The following is a 17,090-nucleotide window of genomic DNA, read 5'->3' on the forward strand; positions in this document are numbered from 1 at the left end:
TATTCCTACCGGGTTCGAGGCCTTTGCTCACCACCTTTTACCCCGCAGACCCACGCCATGCCCAAACGGACGGACATCAAGAAGATCATGATCATCGGCTCGGGGCCCATCGTCATCGGACAGGCCTGTGAGTTCGACTATTCCGGTTCCCAGGCTGCCAAGGCCCTCAAGGAAGAAGGCTACGAGGTGGTCCTGGTCAATTCCAACCCGGCCACCATCATGACCGACCCCGGGTTGGCCGACCGCACCTATATCGAGCCCATCGAGCCCGGCACCGTGGCCCGCATCATCGCCCGGGAAAAGCCCGACGCCGTCCTGCCCACCCTCGGCGGCCAGACCGGGCTCAACACGGCCCTGGCCCTGGCCGAGATGGGCGTTTTGGCCGAACACGGTGTGGAGCTCATCGGCGCGTCCCAGGACGTCATCAAGAAGGCCGAGTCCCGCGAGCTTTTCCGCCAGGCCATGGAAAACATCGGCCTGACCATCCCCCAAAGCGGCATCTGCCACAACATGGACGACGTGCGCGAGTGGGGCAAGCGCATCCCCTTCCCCATCATCGTGCGCCCGGCCTACACGCTCGGCGGCACGGGCGGGGGCGTGGCCTACAACATGGAAGACCTGGAGACAATTTCCGCCGTGGGCCTGGCCGCCAGCATGAAAAGCGAGATCATGCTGGAGCGCTCGGTGCTCGGCTGGAAGGAATTCGAGCTCGAGGTCATGCGCGACCGGGCCGACAACTGCGTGATCATCTGCTCGATTGAAAATATCGACCCCATGGGCGTGCACACCGGCGACTCGGCCACCGTCGCCCCGGCGCAAACGCTCACCGACGACGAATACCAGAAGATGCGAAACGCGTCTTTGGCCATCATGCGCGAGATCGGCGTCGAGACCGGCGGCTCCAACGTCCAGTTCGCCGTCAACCCGGAAAACGGCGAGATGGTGGTCATCGAGATGAACCCGCGCGTGTCGCGGTCCTCGGCCCTGGCCAGTAAGGCCACGGGCTTCCCCATCGCCAAAATCGCCGCCAAGCTGGCCGTGGGCTACACCCTCGACGAGATCCCCAACGACATCACCCGCGAGACCATGGCCTCCTTCGAGCCGACCATCGACTACTGCGTGGTCAAGATCCCGCGTTTTACCTTCGAAAAATTCCCCGGCTCCGAGGACTACCTGACCACGGCCATGAAGAGCGTGGGCGAGGCCATGAGCATCGGCCGCAATTTCAAGGAGGCCCTGCAAAAGGGCCTGCGCTCCCTGGAGATCGGCGCCATGGGCCTGGGCCCCGACGATCCGGCCTGCGATCCCGACCGCGAACAACTCCTGGCCGACATGCGCAAGCCCAATTCCAGGCGCCTGTTTCAGATCCGCCAGGCCATGCGCTGCGGCGTGAGCCTGGAGGAGATCTTCGAGGCCACCTGGATCGATCCCTGGTTCCTGCGCCAGATGCGGGAGATCGTGGACATGGAGGCGGCCATCGAGGCCTTCCCCAGGGAGAAGGTTTCCCCGGCCGACGCGGACTGCCAGGAACTGGTGCTGGCCGCCAAGAAAAACGGTTTTTCCGATCCGCAACTGGCCAAACTGTTCGGGCTGCCGTCCAGCCTCGACGCCCGCAAACTGCGCCAGGCCATGGGCATCAACCCCACCTACTACCTGGTCGACACCTGCGCCGCCGAGTTCGAGGCCTATACCCCGTACTATTATTCCACCTACGAGACCGGCAAGGAAGTGGCCGCCAAGCCCACCCGCAAGGTGGTCATCCTCGGCGGCGGGCCCAACCGCATCGGCCAGGGCATCGAGTTCGACTACTGCTGCTGCCACGCCTCCTACGCCCTGCGCGACATGGGCGTGGAGTCCATCATGGTCAACTCCAACCCCGAGACGGTCTCCACCGACTACGACACTTCCGACCGCCTCTATTTCGAGCCGCTGACCTTCGAGGACGTGCTGTCCATCCTCGAGCACGAAAAGCCCGAGGGCGTCATCGTCCAGTTCGGCGGCCAGACGCCGCTCAACCTGGCCGTGCCGCTTTTAAACGCCGGGGTGCGTATCCTCGGCACCTCGCCCGACAGCATCGACCGGGCCGAGGACCGCGAGCGCTTCCAGGCGCTTTTAACCAAGCTCGACCTGCGCCAGCCGGCCAACGGCACGGCCTTCGCCGTGGACGAGGCGGCCGAGATCGCCGAACGCATCGGCTATCCGGTGGTGGTGCGGCCCTCCTATGTGCTGGGCGGTCGGGCCATGGAGATCGTCTACGACCGCAAGGACCTGGAGAACTACTTCAAGGTCGCCGTGGTCGCCTCGGGCAAGCACCCCATCCTCATCGACAAGTTCCTGGTCAATGCCATCGAGGTGGACGTGGACGCCGTGTCCGACGGCACGGACACCTACGTGGCCGGCGTCATGGAGCACATCGAGGAAGCCGGCATCCACTCGGGCGATTCGGCCTGCGTGCTGCCGCCCCACAGCCTCTCGCCGGAGCTCATTGCCGAGATCGAGCGCCAGACCAAGGCCCTGGCCGCCGAACTCGGCGTCATTGGGCTGATGAACATCCAGTTCGCGGTCAAGGACGGCGACATCTACATCCTCGAAGTCAACCCGCGCGCCTCGCGCACTTCGCCCTTCGTGTCCAAGGCCACGGGCGTGCCCCTGGCCAAACTGGCCACCAACGTCATCATGGGCCGCAAGCTGGCCGACCTCGACCCCTGGTCTCAGCGCAAGACCGGCTACTACTCGGTCAAGGAATCGGTCTTCCCGTTCAACCGCTTCCCGGGCGTGGACGTGCTGCTCGGGCCGGAAATGCGCTCCACCGGCGAGGTCATGGGCATCGACGAGTCCGTCGGCCTGGCCTTCATGAAAAGCCAGCTCGGCGCCGGCCAGAAACTGCCCCTGGAAGGGACGGTTTTCATCTCCGTGGCCGACGACGCCAAAGACGACGTGCTGCCGGCGGCGCAAATTTTAAGCGAAGTCGGGTTCAACATCATGGCCACCAAGGGCACGGCCGCCTACCTCCAGGCCAAGGGCATCGCCGTGACCCCGGTCATGAAGGTTTTCGAAGGCCGGCCCCACGTGGTCGACCACATGAAGAACCGGGAAATCCACCTGGTCGTCAACCTCGTTTCGGACAAGCGCACGGTGCGGGACTCCCTGGTCATCCGCCAAACGGCGCTTCTCTACGGCATCCCCTACACGACCACCGCGGCCGGGGCCAAGGCCATGGCGCAAGCCATCCGGGCGATGAAGGGGCAGGGGCTTTCGGTCAAAAGCTTGCAGGAGTATTACGGGGCCAACTAGGCCCGGGCGACGCGTCATGAAAAAGGAATACTGCGGACTGTTCGGCATCTACGGCCATCCCGAAGCGGCACGGATGACCTATTTCGGCCTCTACGCCCTCCAGCACCGGGGGCAGGAATCGGCCGGCATCGTCACCTGGGACGGCACGCGCATCCGCGAACAGCGGGGCATGGGCCTGGTCGCCGACGTGTTCTCCGAGCGCCACCTGGGCAAGGAGCTCAAGGGAACGGTCGCCGTGGGGCACATCCGCTATTCCACCACCGGCGCGTCGCTACTCCGCAACTGCCAGCCCTTTCTCGTGCGCTTCGGCGACTACCACCTGGCCATCGCCCACAACGGCAACCTGGTCAACACCATGGAGCTGCGGGCCGAACTGGAAGCCACGGGTTCCATCTTCCAGACCACCATCGACTCGGAAGTCTTCGTCCACCTGATCGCCAAGTACTTAAACGGCAACTCCCTGGAAGAGGCCGTCATCAAGGCCTGCGCCAAGGTCAAGGGCGCCTATTCCATCCTGCTTCTGGCCAACGACAAGATCATCGCCGTGCGCGACCCCCACGGCATCCGGCCCTTGATGCTCGGCCGCATGGGCGACGCCTATGTCCTGGCCTCCGAGACCTGCGCCTTCGACCTCATGGAGGCCGAGGCCATCCGGTCGGTCGCCCCGGGCGAGATGCTGGTCATCCAGGACCGCCGGCTGCAATCCTACCGCATCAGCGACCCCCAGCCCGTGCGCCAGTGCATCTTCGAGCTCATCTATTTCGCCCGGCCCGACTCGGAAGTGTTCGGCGAGGTGGTCTACGAGCGGCGCAAGCAGATGGGGTCGACGCTGGCCGCGGAAGCGCCGGTGGACGCCGACTACGTCATGCCCTTTCCCGATTCCGGCTTCTACGCCGCCATCGGCTATTCCCAGGCCTCGGGCCTGCCCTTCGAGATGAGCATGGTGCGCAACCACTACGTGGGCCGCACCTTCATCCAGCCCTCCCAGGACATGCGCGATTTCAGCGTCCGGGTGAAGCTCAACCCGGTCAAGAGCATGATCAAGGGCAAGCGCATCCTCATCGTCGAGGATTCCATCGTGCGCGGCACCACCATCCGCACCCGGGTCAAGCGGCTGCGGGAACTGGGTGCCCGCGAGATCCACATGCGGGTCTCCTGCCCGCCCATCCGCTATCCCTGCTTTTACGGCATCGACTTCTCGTCCAAGGGCGAACTCATCGCCGCCCACCAGAGCGTGGACGAGATCGCCAAGTTCATCGGCCTCGATTCGCTGCACTACCTGTCCATCGAGGGCCTGCTCGAATCCGTGCGCGGCAACAGCGGGGAACCGCCGTACTGCCTGGCCTGCTTCGACGGCAACTACATCATCCAGCCCTGCGGCGAGGGGCTCAAGAACTGTCTGGACGACGTGACCCTGGCCCTTTCCTGGTAACGGCCATGGGTTTGAACCTCAATATCGATTTTGCCGGGGCCAAGGACAAGTCCCTCTCCAAGCTGCTGCTGTCCTCGGCCAGGCAGTACCTGCGCGAATACGGCGAGGTCGAGGACCTGGCCCTTGATTCCGCCGCCCGCAGCATCACGGTTTCGGTCTTGCCGCTCGGCGAGCGCGAGCCCATCCGGGTCACGGTCTTCGGCTACGGCCTGGCCACCGACGGCTCGGGGCGCGGCTACCTGACCTTCGAGGCCGTGACCTTCTCCCGCCAGTGGCTGACCTTGCTGGCCCTGCGCCTGCTGCCGGACAAGCGCCTGCCCTTGCCCTCCGGCACGCCCATGGGGCTGTTGCAGACGCTGCTGTAGTCCGCACTCCGGCTGGCGGCCGCCGCCATACCGCCGCTTTTTTCACGACCGAACGCCGGTCCGGGACGGATGCCCGGGCCGGCGTTCGTTTTGGCGCCCCGGGCCGGCGCGTCATTCGGCCGACAGGAGCATCAGGAGCGCCGCGCTCGCCTGGGGCAGAAGCCCCAGGCCAAGGGGCGTGGGGGTGCGCTGGGTGATCACGCCCGTCAGGCCCAGCTGATACAGGCCGTTGTCGCCGAAACCGTAGAGCTTGCCGTCGCGGGCCATGGCCAGGCTGTGCTTGAAGCCGCAGGCGAGGGCGCGCCAATCGTCGCGCAGCCCGACGCGCGTAGGCGCCGCCCGGTCATTGAGGTCGCCGAGCCCCAACTGGCCGTTGTTGTTGCTGCCAAACCCCCACAGCGAACCCTGGCCCCGCAGGGCCAGCACGAAGTTCTTGCCGCAGGCCAGATCGGTCCAGTCGCTGTCCGCTCCCACCCTTGTCGGATGGTCGAGGAAGCCGCCGGTGCTGCCCTGGCCGAGCTGGCCATAGGTATTCTCGCCCCAGGCCCAGAGGCTGCCGTCGGCCTTGACCCCGGCGCCGAAGCTGCCGCCGCCACAGACCTTGCGCCACGGCCCGGCGTCCACCAGGGACGGCTCGGCGCGGTAGTCGATGAGGCTTTGCCGGGCAAGGCCGAGCTGGCCCCGGTCGTTGCTGCCCCAGGCGTACAAGGAGCCGTCGGCCCGCAGGGCCAGGCTGTGCTCGCCGCCGGCAGCGACCTGCGCCCAGGGGTTTTCCCCGCCGGCATCGACCAGGACCGGAGTGGGCCGGTTATCCGGGGTGATGGGGTCGTGCTCGGCGCCGATCTGGCCGAAATCGTCCCAGCCGAAGGCGTAAAGCGCCCCGTTGCGGATGGCCAGGGTGTGGGCGTCGCCCCCGGAGACGTCCGTCCAGCCCGTGTCCGTCCCCACCCGGCTGAGGGCAGCCACGGTCTGGTGGCTCGTGCCCTGGCTGCCCAGGCCAAGCTGGCCGAACCAGTTCCAGCCCCAGCCCCACAGGCTGCCGTCGGCCTTGATCCCGAGGCTGTGCTGCCAGCCGCCGGCCAGCAGGCGCCAGTCGCCCGAGGCGTCGAGGCGCTCGGGCGGGGCTACGGCGTTGGCCGTGGAAGTGATGGAGGCCTGGTTGTAGCTGTTGTAGCCGAAGCCGCGCAGTTCGCGTCGCCCGGGCAGGGCCAGGCCATGTTCGCCGCCGGCGGCAAAGGGATGCAACCCTGGCGCAACCGGCGTGGGAGGAAGGTTTGTCAGGCGGTAGGCGGTCACGCTGCCGGCCTCGGGATTGGCCACGAGCAGCAGGCCCAGGGCCTTGGCATAGGACAGGCCGGCCGGCCTGCCGGATTCGCTCAAAAGCACCGTACTCGCGCCGTCGCGGTCGGCCTGGCGGATGTCCGGGCCGCTGGTGAAAAAGATGCCGCCGGCGTCGTCGCAGTCAAGGCCGCCGGGCGTGAGGTCGCCGGGATTTCTGTCCACGTAGGGGAAGGCTTCGTGGACGGAAATATCGACCTTCATCACGGCCGTGTCGGCATCGGAGCCAAGCCCGACAAGCAGGTTGGGCCCCATGAGGCGAAGGGGGCCGGGCGCGGCCAGGGGGCCGTAAAAAAGCGACAGGGTGTAGGTATAGTTGCTCCAGGTCAGGCGGTAGAGCTCGCCGTCGATGGTGTTCGAGACGAACAGGTCCCGTCCCGGGCCAAGGGTCACGTCGCTCAGTTGCCCGCCCGTGACGGTCCAGGCGCCCGTCTGCTGCTGCCCGGGCAGGGAAAAGGCCTTGAGGCTGTCGCCGTCGGCCACGAACAGGACTTCGCCGAGCACGGCCAGCCCCTTGGGGGCGGTCAGCGGGCTTGCGGCCGTGCCGTCGCCGATGAAATGGCGGCTGAGCACGGCGCCGGTTGCGGGATCGAGTTTGGCCACGGAGCCGCCCGGGCTGTCGTGGCTGGACACGTACACGGCGCCCGTGGCGGGGTCATGGATGGCGGCCGCCGGGGCATCGAGGCCGGTTGTGCGCCAGGCGACCTCCCATTGCCCGGCGACGCCGGGGCGAATGGCGACGCAACACAGCAACAAGACAAAAAAGACAAGGGTCCGGACCGATCGGTGCATGGCCATCTCCTGTCGTTGGAAAGGTGTTTTCCCTCGTGAGCACCCTATCGCGCGCTGGTGCGTTGCCTGGACGGAAAGCTTGTTCTTTTTCACCTAGCAAGTTTCGTGAAGGATGAGCAAGCGCTTGTTGCGCCTTGTGGTTATCTCGGCGGCGTGTCGACTTGACGCGACGTCCCGTAGGCATATTACGAAATGTCGATATACATGCCGGATACCGGCATGACGTCGTTGTTGCGGTGATGGCGATGCCATCTCCAGGGGGAGGGCCGGCCGCCGCGAGGGTATGGCGGCGCGGGGGGATGCGGCAACACGAAGCCGAATGCCCGGGTACCCGGCTTCGCATCAAGTTGCGGCCGCGCATGTTTCCCGGGCAAGGCGCACCACGAGGGACGGTCAGGTCAGGCCGGATCGCAAGGCCAGGCCGGAGCGTATGCGTAAGGCCAGGCCGGAGCGTATGCGTAAGGCCAGGCCGGAGCGTATGCGTAAGGCCAGGCCGGAGCGTATGGCCAAGCCCGAAGGACCGCGGTGGCCGGCGCCTCAGCGGTTGGCCAGGAACGCGTCCCGGGCGGCCACGGCCGTGTCCGGGAAATCCGAGAACAAGCCGTCCACACCGAGCTCGAAGAAGCGCCGGTATTCCTTGGCCGGGTCGCCGCCGTACTCCGGGGCGAGGAAGCGGGGTTCGTTGCGGAAGGTGTAGGGGTGGACGAACAGCCCGGCGGCATGGGCGTCGGCCACGAGCGTTGTGGCCGGGCCGAGGCTGCCGTCCGGGTTGGGCGGGAGGATAAGCCCTTTAACGGGGCCGATGCCCTGGGCGAAGGCGGCGATTTCGGCCAGGGCGGCCGGGGCGAGCAGGTCGCCGTAGGTGCGGCCGTCGCCGGAAAGGACGCCGTCGTAGGGCCGTTTGTCCGCCGCCTCGTACAAAAAGACCAGCCGGGCCTTGGTCAGGGGGCGTAGCGCCCGCAGGTTGGACAGCTCGAAGGACTGGATGCACACCGGCGCGTCCGGCGCGTCGTAGCCGTTGGCGCGAAGCTCGGCCACGAGGGGCTCTTCCAGGGGCAGGCCGATGGACCGGAAATAGGTGGGGTGCTTGGTTTCGGGATAGATCCCGATGACCCGGCCGGTCTCCCGTTGCTTGCGCCGAACCAGGGCGATGATCTCCTCGAAGGTGGGGACCGCGTACAGGCCGTCGTGCCCATGGTCCCGGAAGGGCAGGCGCTCCCTGGCCCGCAGGGACTTGATCTCGGCCAGGCTCAAATCCTCGGTGAAAAAGCCTGCCACCGCTCGGCCGTCGATGTGCTTGACGGCCTGGCGCTGGGGGAATTTGGCGGCCACGTCGGTGATTTCGGCGATGTTGTTCTCGTGGCGGGCGATGAGCACGCCGTCCCTGGTGGCCACGAGGTCGGGCTCGATAGAGTCCGCGCCGAGGTCGATGGCCCGCTCGTAGGAGGCCAGGGTATGCTCGGGGAGGTAGCCGCAGGCGCCGCGGTGGCCGATAACGATGGGTTTGACCGGGGCGGGCATGGGAGTAGGGACGCCGACGTTGGCCCGCCGGCGTCCCCTGGAATTACTGGGCTTGGGTTTCGGCCGGGCTGTCGGCCCCGGGCTGATCGGTTTCCGGCTCGGGCTCGGGCGCGATGTGGTCGCTCCAGTAGATCAGGCGCTGGCAGTTGGGGCAGCTTAAGATCTGGATGCCCTTTTGCAGCTCGATAAACGACTGGGGCGGGATGGAGATGTGGCAGCCGGAGCAGATGCCGGCGTTGACGGGCACGATGACCGGGTTTTTGAGCCGCGAGCGGATGAATTCGTAGCGCTGCAGGATGGGTTTGGGCACGGCGGTGCCGGCTTCGCGGCGGCGGGCGTCGAGTTCGGCCAGGCGGGCCTTGGCCACGGCCAGGCGCTCGTCCAGGCTCTGGCGGGCGCCGGCCAGCTCGGTATCGAGCTCCTGGGAGTTTTCCTCGGTGGACTTGAGCTCCAGGTTCTGGCGGGCCAGCTCCTCGGCCACGGTGACTTTTTCTTCCTCGCGGCCGCGGTTTTGCTTCTCCAGGTTGTCCATCTCACGCATCATGGCGTGGTATTCCTTGCTGTTGCCGACCTGCATCATCTTGCTTTTGCTTTTTTTCAGCCGCATGGAATCGGTTTCGATCTCGGTTTCCAGGCGCTTTTGCTGGTCGGTCAGGTACTTGAGCTTGTCGCGGACGATTTCGGCGTTGTCCTCGATCTCCTGGCGGCGCTTTTCGAGCTCGATAATGCGCTGGGGAGCCCGTTTGAGTTCATCCTGAAGCAGGACGATCTCGTCGTCCACCTTCTGTAAGACCACCAGCTGTTCGATCTGTTTCAAATACATGCGAGTTCTCCGCGTTGTTATTCGGTCCGCCGGGGCAGAGCACCCCCGGGGACATGCGCCGAAAACGGGTCGTTTCCGGGAAAATAGCGCACGGCCGGCCCGTCCGGCCCCAGTTCGGCGGCCAGGGACTCGGCGAAGCGGCGCATCATGACCTCTTCCAGGGAGAAATGCCCCACATCGACGACACACCGGCCGGCCGGCACCTCAAGGGCCTGATGGTATTTGAGGTCGCCGGTGAGGTAGGCCTCGGCCCCGGCGGCAAAGGCGCGCCCGGCCATGTCCGCGCCGGAACCGGGGCAATAGGCCACGCGCGACACCGTTTCGGGCTTGCTGCCGGCAAGCAGGAAAAAGCGGCGGGGCAGCAGGGCGGCCAGCCGGTCCAGGAGCGCGTCCAGGGACAGGGGGGCGGGCAGGGTCCCCACCAGGCCGTAGCCGTAGGCCTCGGCCGGTTCGTCCAGGACGCTTTGGCAAACCAGTCGGGCGTCGGGGCAGGCCGTGGCCACCATGGCCCGGACCCGGGCCGTCAGGCGCCGGGGAAAGACGACCTCGAGCAAGTCGTTGCCCAGCAGCATGACCGAAACCCCGGTCAGCCCGCCAAGGGCGGCCCGGCCCGACGGGGGCGAGGCGGCCCGCCAGCGGGCGGCCAGGTACGGGGTGCGGCCGGCCGGTTCCAGGATGCGCCGGCCGGTCAGTTCCAGGGCCTCGGCCAGCCAGGCCGGCGGCCCGTCCATGGCCGTGTCCAGGGAGGTGTGGGCGGCGTAGAGCCAGGCTCCGCGCGACAGGACCAGCGTCAGCAGGCGGTGGAAATCGTCCAGGCGGTCGGGCAGGCGCGGGGTCAGGCCCACCGGGTGGTGGGTGAGGATGACCTGGGCGCCCCAGGCCAGGGCCTGGCGGGCCAGTTCGGGGCTCGGGTCCAGGGCCACGGCCAGCTTGTCGCAGTCCGCGGCCGTGCCGGCGACCTGCACGCCCGAGCGGTCCCAGGAGGCGGCGCGGCCGGGGTCGGCCGTGGCCTCGATGACGGCAAGGAGGGCGTTTACGCGCATGGGGCCATGAAAAAGGCGCCTTGGAGGACCGAGGCGGCCCGCAAGCGCCTTTGTTGCGTCATGGTCGCCGCCCGGCTGGCGGGGGAAACGTTGGCGGTGGCAAGCGTGGGGGTGGCCATGTATCCTTCGTGGTGGGCCTACCAGGATTCGAACCTGGGACCTGCCGGTTATGAGCCGGTGGCTCTACCAACTGAGCTATAGGCCCATGCCGTATTCGCAAACTCTATTTCTTAAGCCGAATCGAAGCCTGCTGTCAAGGGCCTGGGCCGCCCGGCCGCCTCGCGCGCCGTCACCGGAACAGCGTGGGCGGATTGCCGCAACAGGCGCATCGGGCGGTGTTGCCCGCGCGGGGGATGCCAAGGGGCGCAAGCCCGTTGGCCGCCGGAGGCTTTTCCCGGACTGTTATTGGGCAACCGTCTCCTTTATTATGGGGCGCCGCACTAGCCGTCGGCCTTGCCCGCCCGCTCCTTGACATGGGCGATGGCCGCCCGGCCGGCCTTGGCCCCCTCGCCCACGGCCACGCTGATCTGCATGAAATGCCCCACGCAGTCCCCGGCCGCGAACACGCCCGGCACGTTGGTCTTCTGTTCGCTGTCCGCCTCGATGAACGCCCCCTTGGCCAGCACCCCCAGGGTCTTGGCGAAATCCAGGGCCGAGGCCTGGCCCATGGCCACGAAAAGCCCCTCGGCCGGGGCTTCGCCCCCATCGGCCAGCACCAGGCCGGTCAGGGCCGCCTCCCCGGTCAGGCGGTCGACCTTGGCCGTGGACACGGCAATGCCGACCTCGGCCAGCTTGCCGGTGAAAACTTCGCCCATGGCCGGCTCCTTGCCCTGGGTGTAGATGGTGATGGCCGAGGTGAAGTTGGTCAGCTCCAGGGCCTGGTTGGCGGCGTAGTTGCCCTCGCCCACCACGGCGACGGTGCGGCCCCGGAAGAAAAACCCGTCGCAGCTGACGCAGTAGGACACGCCCTTGCCCTCGTAGGCGGCCAGGTTGGCGATGCCGGGCCGCACCCGGGCCACGCCGGCGGCGATGACCACTGCCTGGGCCGCGAAGGTGTCCTGGTCGGTCTTGACCTCGAAGGCGCCGTCCGCGTCCATGTGCACGGCAAGCACCCGTTGGCAGACGATGCGCGCGCCGAAGCGCTGGGCCTGGCGCAGGCCCCGCTCGATGAGTTCCCGGCCGGAGATGGTCTCGGGAAAGCCGAAATAATTGTCGATGTCGTAATCGCCGGCGATTTTCGGTTCGCAGCCGGCGACCACGGTGTCCATGCCGGCCCGGGCCGTGTAGATGGCCGCGGACAGGCCGGCCGGGCCGGCGCCGATGATCAGGCATTGGGTTTTTTGCATGGGGTCCTCCGGAGTCGGATCGGGTCGGCGGTCGGCCCGGCGGCGGCAGTGTAGACCAAAAGCCGTCCCGGGGACAAGCGGACGCTGCCTCGGGCCGTTTTCGGCCACGGGCGAGTTGTCATCGGCCCGTGGCTGGGCTAGGGGAAGAGGGCAAGATCAGGCGGGAGGTGAGAGGCGGCATGGACGCAGGGCAAGGGCGCGGGGCGGCGCTGGCGCGCCTGGAGACGTTTTACCACAAGGTCCCCGTCATGTTGCATTCCGTGGACGCGGCCGGCCGGCTGCTTTCGGTCAACGCCCGCTGGCTGGCCACGCTTGGCTACGGCGAGGGGGAGGTGCTCGGCCGCAACCTGGGGGATTTCCTGACGCCGGACTCGCGCCAGGCCTTCCGGGAAGCCCTGGCCCGGATCGTGGCCGCACCGGGCCACATGGAGGTCAACTACCGGATGGTGGCCCGGGATGGGCGCATCCTGGACGTCCTCATTTCCGGGACCGGCGAGTGCGACGCGGCGGGCCGGTTCGTGCGCACGATTTCCGCCGTGACGGACGTGACCGAGCGTCGCCGGGCTGAGGCCGCCCTGGCCGCCGGGGAGGACCTGCTGCGCATGGCCTTCGAGGGGGCCAGCGAGGGTCTGTGCATCGTGGCCGTGGACGGGCGGTTTTTGCGGGTCAACGAGGCGGTGAGCCGCTTTTTCGGCCTGCCCCGGGAACGGCTTTTGACCATGTGCGTGGGCGATCTGACCCATCCCGAGGACCGGGGCATAAGCCCCCGGCTCATCGCCCTGGCCCTGGCCGGCAAGCGCGAGCATTTCCGGTACGAGACGCGCTACGTCCATGCCTCGGGCCGGGAGATCTGGGGCCGGGTTTCGGCCCGGCTGGCCCGGGACGCCGAGGGGGGGCCGCTGTATTTCATCTGCCACCTGCTCGACGTCACCGAGTCCCGGCGGCTGGCCGAGGAACGGGCCCTGCATACCCGCACCCTGGAAGCCCTGCTGCGCCTGGGCCGCATGCGCGAGGCCAGCCTGGAGGAACTGGGCGCCTACGCCCTGTCCCAGGCCCTGTCCCTGACCGGCAGCCAGGCCGGCATCTGCGCCTTGTACGACGCGGGCAAGGGCGGTTTCTCGCTGCTTGCCGCCGATCCCGCCGCCTTGGCCGCCTTTGGCCTGCCGGCCGGGGCCGCGGCCCTGAGCCTCGATGCCGTGGGCCTTTTCGGGGCCCAGTGGGAAACGCTCAAGCCCGTGGTGGACAATGTGGCCGCCGGCCCGGAAATGGCCGGCGCGGCGGGCCGCAAAAGGCGTTCCCTGGTCGTCCCGGTGGCCGACGGCCCGGGCCTGCGGCTGCTTTTGGCCGTGGTGGACAAGCCCGAGGCCTATGGCGAGGCCGATGTGGGCCGTTTGAGCCTGCTGGGGGAAGGCGTGCTCGGCCACGTCAAGGACCGTCGCCGCGAGGCCGACCTGGAGCGGGCCCGGCGCGAAGCCGAGGCGGCCAGCCAGGCCAAGAGCGGCTTTCTGGCCAACATGAGCCACGAGATCCGCACGCCCCTGTCGGGCATCATCGGCCTGGCCCAGATGACCCTGGGCCAGGCGCCGCGCCAGGACCTGCGCGAACACCTGGAAATGATCCTCGACTCCTCCCGGTCGCTGCTCGGCATCGTCAACGACATCCTGGACTTTTCCAAGATCGAGGCCGGCAAGATGGAGTTTTCGCCGGTGGATTTCGACCTGCGCGAGGCCTTCGACCGGGCCCTGAAGCCGTTCCATTTCTCGGCCCGGCAAAAGGGGCTCAAGCTCTCGCTGCGCCTGGAGCCGGCCCTGCCCGAGGTCGTGCACGGCGATCCTGACCGCATCGCCCAGGTGGTGCGCAACCTGGTCGGCAACGCGCTGAAGTTCACGGACCGGGGCGAAGTGGCCGTGACCGTGCGCCTGGAGCGGCCGGGCGACCCGTTGCTGATGACCTGCTCGGTGCGCGACACCGGCATCGGCATCCCCGAAGCGCGGCAGGGCGAGCTGTTCCAGGTCTTTTCCCAGCTCGAGACCCCCCGGGCCCGGCTCTACGGCGGCACGGGCCTGGGGCTGGCCATCAGCCGGCGGCTGGTGGAGATGATGGGCGGCACCATCGGCCTGACCAGCCGGGCCGGCGAGGGCAGCGATTTTCGCTTCACGGTCTCCCTGCGCCCGGCCCTGGAGGCCGCGCCGGACCGGGAGGGCCGGGACAAGCCGGCAACCGTTGGCAGCTTCGCCGGCCTGCGCCTGCTGCTAGCCGAAGACAACCAGGTCAACCGCCTGTTTCTCAAGCATTTTCTGGCCGAGGCCGGCTGCGATGTCCGCCTGGCCGGTTCCGGCGGCGAGGCCCTGGCCGTCCTTGGCCTGGAGCCGGTGGACATGGTGCTCATGGACATCCAGATGCCGGAGATGGACGGCCTGGAGGCCACCCGGCGCATCCGGGGGGGCGCGGTCGGCGAGGCGGCCCGGGGGCTGCCCATCGTGGCCCTGACCGCCTACAGCATGAAGGGCGACCGGGAGCGCTTCCTGTCGGCCGGCCTGGACGACTACGTGTCCAAGCCCGTGGATGTGGAGGAGCTGTTCCTGGTCATGCGCCGGGTCCTGGAACGCACCGGCCGTGGCGCTACGGCCGTGGCGGCCTCCCGCCCGGAGCCCATGGACATGGCCTATTACGAGAAGCGGGGCAAAAGCGAATTCGCCCGGGAGATCTGCCGGCTGTTTTTGGAGGAAAGCCCGGCCGTGGCCGTGGCCCTGGAGATGGCCGCCGGGGCCGGGAATTGCCGGGCCGCCGGCGACCAGGCCCATGCCTTGCTTGGCATGGCCGTGCCGCTGCGAGCCCGGGGGCTGGCCGAGAATGCCCGCCGCCTCCAGGCGGCCGCCTTGGCCGACGATGTCGCCGCCTGCCGCCAGGGCGCCGCCAAGGTGCTCGAAGACCTGTCCGAGTTGCAGCGGGCCGTCCGGGAACTGCTGGCCGGCCGGGAGCCGGGGGGGCCGCCCCCGGCCGGCCCGAGCTAGTAGTGCATCCCTTGAAAGGACAGAGCGTTATTTAGGTATAACATTCGAGAATGATTATTTTCCTTCAAAAATTACAGCGTATTTTTGAAGGGACGCCGCGTTAGCCGGCCATGTCCATGTAAAAGGCCGCGCCGCCATCGCCGCCGCCGGCCAGCCGGCGGCCGTCGGCCGACCAGGTGAGGCCGGTGACGCGCCTGTTTTCCAGCACCAGCAGCGGCGCCGCGCCCCGTCGTTCGGGGCTGCCGAGAAAAATCACGCCGCCGTCGAAGCCGCCGGCCACCAGCGGCAGGACCGGATGGGCGGCCACGGCCCCGAGCAGCCCGTGTTCGAAGGCGCCGAAGACCACGGCCTCGCGGGTGGCCGGATCGGCGGCCGCGTCCACGGGCCAGCCGACGAAGGCCTGTTCGCCGCCGGTCCACAGCATGTTGCCGTCCGGGGAAAAGGACAGGCAGCGCACCTTGGCCGGATAGCCCTCCAGCAGATAGCCGGCGGCCTGGTCCAGGTCGTAGACGCGCACGCTCTTGTCCTGGGTGGCGCAGGCCATCTTGGCGCCGTCGGGCGAGAAGGCCAGGGTCAGGTTGGCGCCCGGGCCGTCGAAGGTGTTGCCGCGCGTCTGCGGCCGAGGCGGGGCGTAGACCGTAACACCATCGTAGTGGGCGGCGGCCACGGCCCGGCCGTCGGGGCACACGGCCAGCCCGCCGATGGTGGCCGGCAGCTCCGGCAGGACATGGGGGGCGAGGCCCTCCCCGGCAAAGAGCACCACGGCCTTGCCCCGGGCGGCGGCGACGACCGCCCCGTCGCGGCTGGCCCCGACATGCTCGATCCACTGGCCGGGAAAGTGGGCCAGCTCCGTGGTCCGGCCGTCCGGCCGGGTCAGGACGAGGCGGCCGTCGTCGCCGCCCGTGACAAAGCCCTGGGGCGTGGCGGCCAGGCACAGGGCCGCGCCGGCGTGGGCGGCAACCGCCCTGGCCTCGCCCGTTGCCGGGTCGAACAGCACGAGGGTGCCGTCGCCCAGGGCGTAGGCGGCCGTGGCCCCGTCCGGGGAAAGGGCGCAGCCGGAAACGTAGGCGCCCAGGGCCGCGGTGAAAAATCCCGGGACGGCGTCGTCGGGGCGAAAGTTCATGCCGGGCCTCCTTTTTGGGCCGCGCAGCCGGCCAGCCCCCTGGCCAGGGTTTCCCGGTCGAGGCCCCGGCCGATGAAGACCACCAGGCTCTCCCTGGCCTCGCCCTCGGCCCAGGGCAGGCCCCAGGCCGTTTCCAGGTACATGTGCACGCCCTGGAAGATGAAGCGCTGCCTGGCCCCGGCCACGTCCATGATGCCCTTGCAGCGGTAGATGTCCTGGCCCTTTTCGCGAAGGAGCGTGGACAAAAACGCGCCGAGCTTTTCCGGGTCCAGCGGCGTGGCAAGGCTCAGGCTCAGGCTTTGGATGCCGTGGTCGTGTTCGTGGCCGCCGCCGGCCGGGCCGGACAGGGCGGGATGGCCGAACAGCAGCCGGCCGATGTCGAAGGCCCGGCGATCCAGCAGTTTGGCCACGGGCAGGTCGCAGCGCACGGTGGTGACGATTTCGGCCACGTCGTTGATGCGCCGGATTTGGCCCTCGATGGCGGCCAGGGTTTCGGGGCTGACGGCGTCGGCCTTGTTGAGCAGGATCAGGTCGGCGTAGACCACCTGTTCCAGGGCCTGGCGGTTCTCGGCGGCGTGGCGGGGAAAGTGGGCGGCGTCCACCACCGTGGTCACGGAGTCGAGGACGAAGGCGTCGCCGGTGTCCTCGTCCATGGCAAAGGTCTGGATGATGGCGGCCGGGTCGGCCAGGCCGGTGGTTTCGAGCAGGATGGCGTCGAAGGCGCCGCGGCGCCTGGCCAGCCCGCCGAGGACCCGGATGAGGTCGCCGCGCACGGAGCAGCAGACGCAGCCGTTGTTCATCAGGTAGATCTCCTCGTCGGAGGAGACAATCAGTTGGTTGTCGATGCCGATTTCACCGAATTCGTTGACGATGACGGCGCATTTGCGTCCGTGGTCCTCGGAGAGGATCCGGTTGAGCAGGGTGGTCTTGCCGGCTCCGAGAAAGCCGGTCAGTACGGTGACGGGAATGGCTGGCATGTATTCTCCCCGGGGTCGATGT

At 68.1% G+C, this 17,090-nt stretch carries 11 protein-coding genes and 1 tRNA gene; 4 read left to right on the forward strand and 8 right to left on the reverse strand.

The window, feature by feature from the left end:
* Positions 1 to 57 precede the first annotated feature (57 nt).
* The 3 genes from carB to ACP59X_RS09590 are packed head-to-tail and all read left to right on the forward strand — an operon-like array spanning position 58 to position 5,091.
* On the forward strand, positions 58 to 3,294 hold the full coding sequence (gene carB / locus ACP59X_RS09580; RefSeq protein WP_428568528.1) for a carbamoyl-phosphate synthase large subunit: 3,237 nt from the start codon (positions 58 to 60) through the stop codon (positions 3,292 to 3,294).
* Between the two features lie 16 nt (positions 3,295 to 3,310).
* A complete protein-coding gene (gene purF / locus ACP59X_RS09585; RefSeq protein WP_428568531.1) occupies positions 3,311 to 4,726 on the forward strand; it encodes an amidophosphoribosyltransferase in 1,416 nt (471 codons plus the stop codon).
* Between the two features lie 5 nt (positions 4,727 to 4,731).
* A complete protein-coding gene (locus tag ACP59X_RS09590; protein ID WP_428568534.1) occupies positions 4,732 to 5,091 on the forward strand; it encodes a hypothetical protein in 360 nt (119 codons plus the stop codon).
* 111 nt (positions 5,092 to 5,202) lie between these two features.
* On the opposite strand, the gene ACP59X_RS09595 is transcribed toward ACP59X_RS09590, so the two are convergent.
* The 6 genes from ACP59X_RS09595 to ACP59X_RS09620 form a co-directional block, all read right to left on the reverse strand.
* Positions 5,203 to 7,221: an RCC1 domain-containing protein gene (locus ACP59X_RS09595; protein WP_428568537.1), complete on the reverse strand. Its 2,019-nt coding sequence runs from the start codon at positions 7,219 to 7,221 to the stop codon at positions 5,203 to 5,205.
* Between the two features lie 537 nt (positions 7,222 to 7,758).
* Positions 7,759 to 8,742: a glycerophosphodiester phosphodiesterase gene (locus ACP59X_RS09600; protein WP_428568540.1), complete on the reverse strand. Its 984-nt coding sequence runs from the start codon at positions 8,740 to 8,742 to the stop codon at positions 7,759 to 7,761.
* A gap of 43 nt (positions 8,743 to 8,785) precedes the next feature.
* Positions 8,786 to 9,565, reverse strand: a complete 780-nt coding sequence (locus ACP59X_RS09605; RefSeq protein ID WP_428568543.1) for a zinc ribbon domain-containing protein — start codon at positions 9,563 to 9,565, stop codon at positions 8,786 to 8,788.
* Between the two features lie 17 nt (positions 9,566 to 9,582).
* Positions 9,583 to 10,608, reverse strand: a complete 1,026-nt coding sequence (locus ACP59X_RS09610; protein ID WP_428568546.1) for a Nif3-like dinuclear metal center hexameric protein — start codon at positions 10,606 to 10,608, stop codon at positions 9,583 to 9,585.
* A gap of 129 nt (positions 10,609 to 10,737) precedes the next feature.
* Positions 10,738 to 10,813, reverse strand: a tRNA-Ile gene (locus ACP59X_RS09615).
* Between the two features lie 235 nt (positions 10,814 to 11,048).
* Positions 11,049 to 11,954 carry an NAD(P)/FAD-dependent oxidoreductase gene (locus tag ACP59X_RS09620; RefSeq protein WP_428568549.1) on the reverse strand — a complete coding sequence of 302 codons (906 nt, stop codon included), beginning with the start codon at positions 11,952 to 11,954 and terminating at the stop codon, positions 11,049 to 11,051.
* Between the two features lie 179 nt (positions 11,955 to 12,133).
* Between ACP59X_RS09620 and ACP59X_RS09625 the strand changes: the two genes are divergently transcribed.
* Positions 12,134 to 14,968 carry a PAS domain S-box protein gene (locus ACP59X_RS09625; protein ID WP_428568552.1) on the forward strand — a complete coding sequence of 945 codons (2,835 nt, stop codon included), beginning with the start codon at positions 12,134 to 12,136 and terminating at the stop codon, positions 14,966 to 14,968.
* A gap of 100 nt (positions 14,969 to 15,068) precedes the next feature.
* On the opposite strand, the gene ACP59X_RS09630 is transcribed toward ACP59X_RS09625, so the two are convergent.
* Together ACP59X_RS09630 and ACP59X_RS09635 are read right to left on the reverse strand one after the other, a co-directional pair.
* Positions 15,069 to 16,091, reverse strand: coding sequence for a WD40 repeat domain-containing protein (locus ACP59X_RS09630; protein ID WP_428568555.1), 1,023 nt, complete (start codon positions 16,089 to 16,091; stop codon positions 15,069 to 15,071).
* Complete coding sequence (locus ACP59X_RS09635; RefSeq protein WP_428568560.1) at positions 16,088 to 17,068, reverse strand: CobW family GTP-binding protein; 981 nt, start codon at positions 17,066 to 17,068, stop codon at positions 16,088 to 16,090. The genes ACP59X_RS09630 and ACP59X_RS09635 overlap by 4 nt, the downstream gene beginning before the upstream one ends.
* Positions 17,069 to 17,090 lie beyond the last annotated feature (22 nt).

The organism is Solidesulfovibrio sp. DCME (assembly GCF_049995385.1).
Lineage (GTDB): Bacteria > Desulfobacterota > Desulfovibrionia > Desulfovibrionales > Desulfovibrionaceae > Solidesulfovibrio.

What these genes read in the sequence shown, in the direction of transcription:
- ACP59X_RS09635 (WP_428568560.1), bottom strand. Translation starts at nt 17,068, where the DNA reads ATGCCAGCCATTCCCGTCACCGTACTGACCGGCTTTCTCGGAGCCGGC.
- ACP59X_RS09590 (WP_428568534.1), top strand. Translation starts at nt 4,732, where the DNA reads ATGGGTTTGAACCTCAATATCGATTTTGCCGGGGCCAAGGACAAGTCC.
- ACP59X_RS09610 (WP_428568546.1), bottom strand. Translation starts at nt 10,608, where the DNA reads ATGCGCGTAAACGCCCTCCTTGCCGTCATCGAGGCCACGGCCGACCCC.
- ACP59X_RS09605 (WP_428568543.1), bottom strand. Translation starts at nt 9,565, where the DNA reads ATGTATTTGAAACAGATCGAACAGCTGGTGGTCTTACAGAAGGTGGAC.
- ACP59X_RS09625 (WP_428568552.1), top strand. Translation starts at nt 12,134, where the DNA reads ATGGACGCAGGGCAAGGGCGCGGGGCGGCGCTGGCGCGCCTGGAGACG.
- ACP59X_RS09620 (WP_428568549.1), bottom strand. Translation starts at nt 11,954, where the DNA reads ATGCAAAAAACCCAATGCCTGATCATCGGCGCCGGCCCGGCCGGCCTG.
- ACP59X_RS09630 (WP_428568555.1), bottom strand. Translation starts at nt 16,091, where the DNA reads ATGAACTTTCGCCCCGACGACGCCGTCCCGGGATTTTTCACCGCGGCC.
- ACP59X_RS09600 (WP_428568540.1), bottom strand. Translation starts at nt 8,742, where the DNA reads ATGCCCGCCCCGGTCAAACCCATCGTTATCGGCCACCGCGGCGCCTGC.
- ACP59X_RS09595 (WP_428568537.1), bottom strand. Translation starts at nt 7,221, where the DNA reads ATGCACCGATCGGTCCGGACCCTTGTCTTTTTTGTCTTGTTGCTGTGT.
- purF (WP_428568531.1), top strand. Translation starts at nt 3,311, where the DNA reads ATGAAAAAGGAATACTGCGGACTGTTCGGCATCTACGGCCATCCCGAA.
- carB (WP_428568528.1), top strand. Translation starts at nt 58, where the DNA reads ATGCCCAAACGGACGGACATCAAGAAGATCATGATCATCGGCTCGGGG.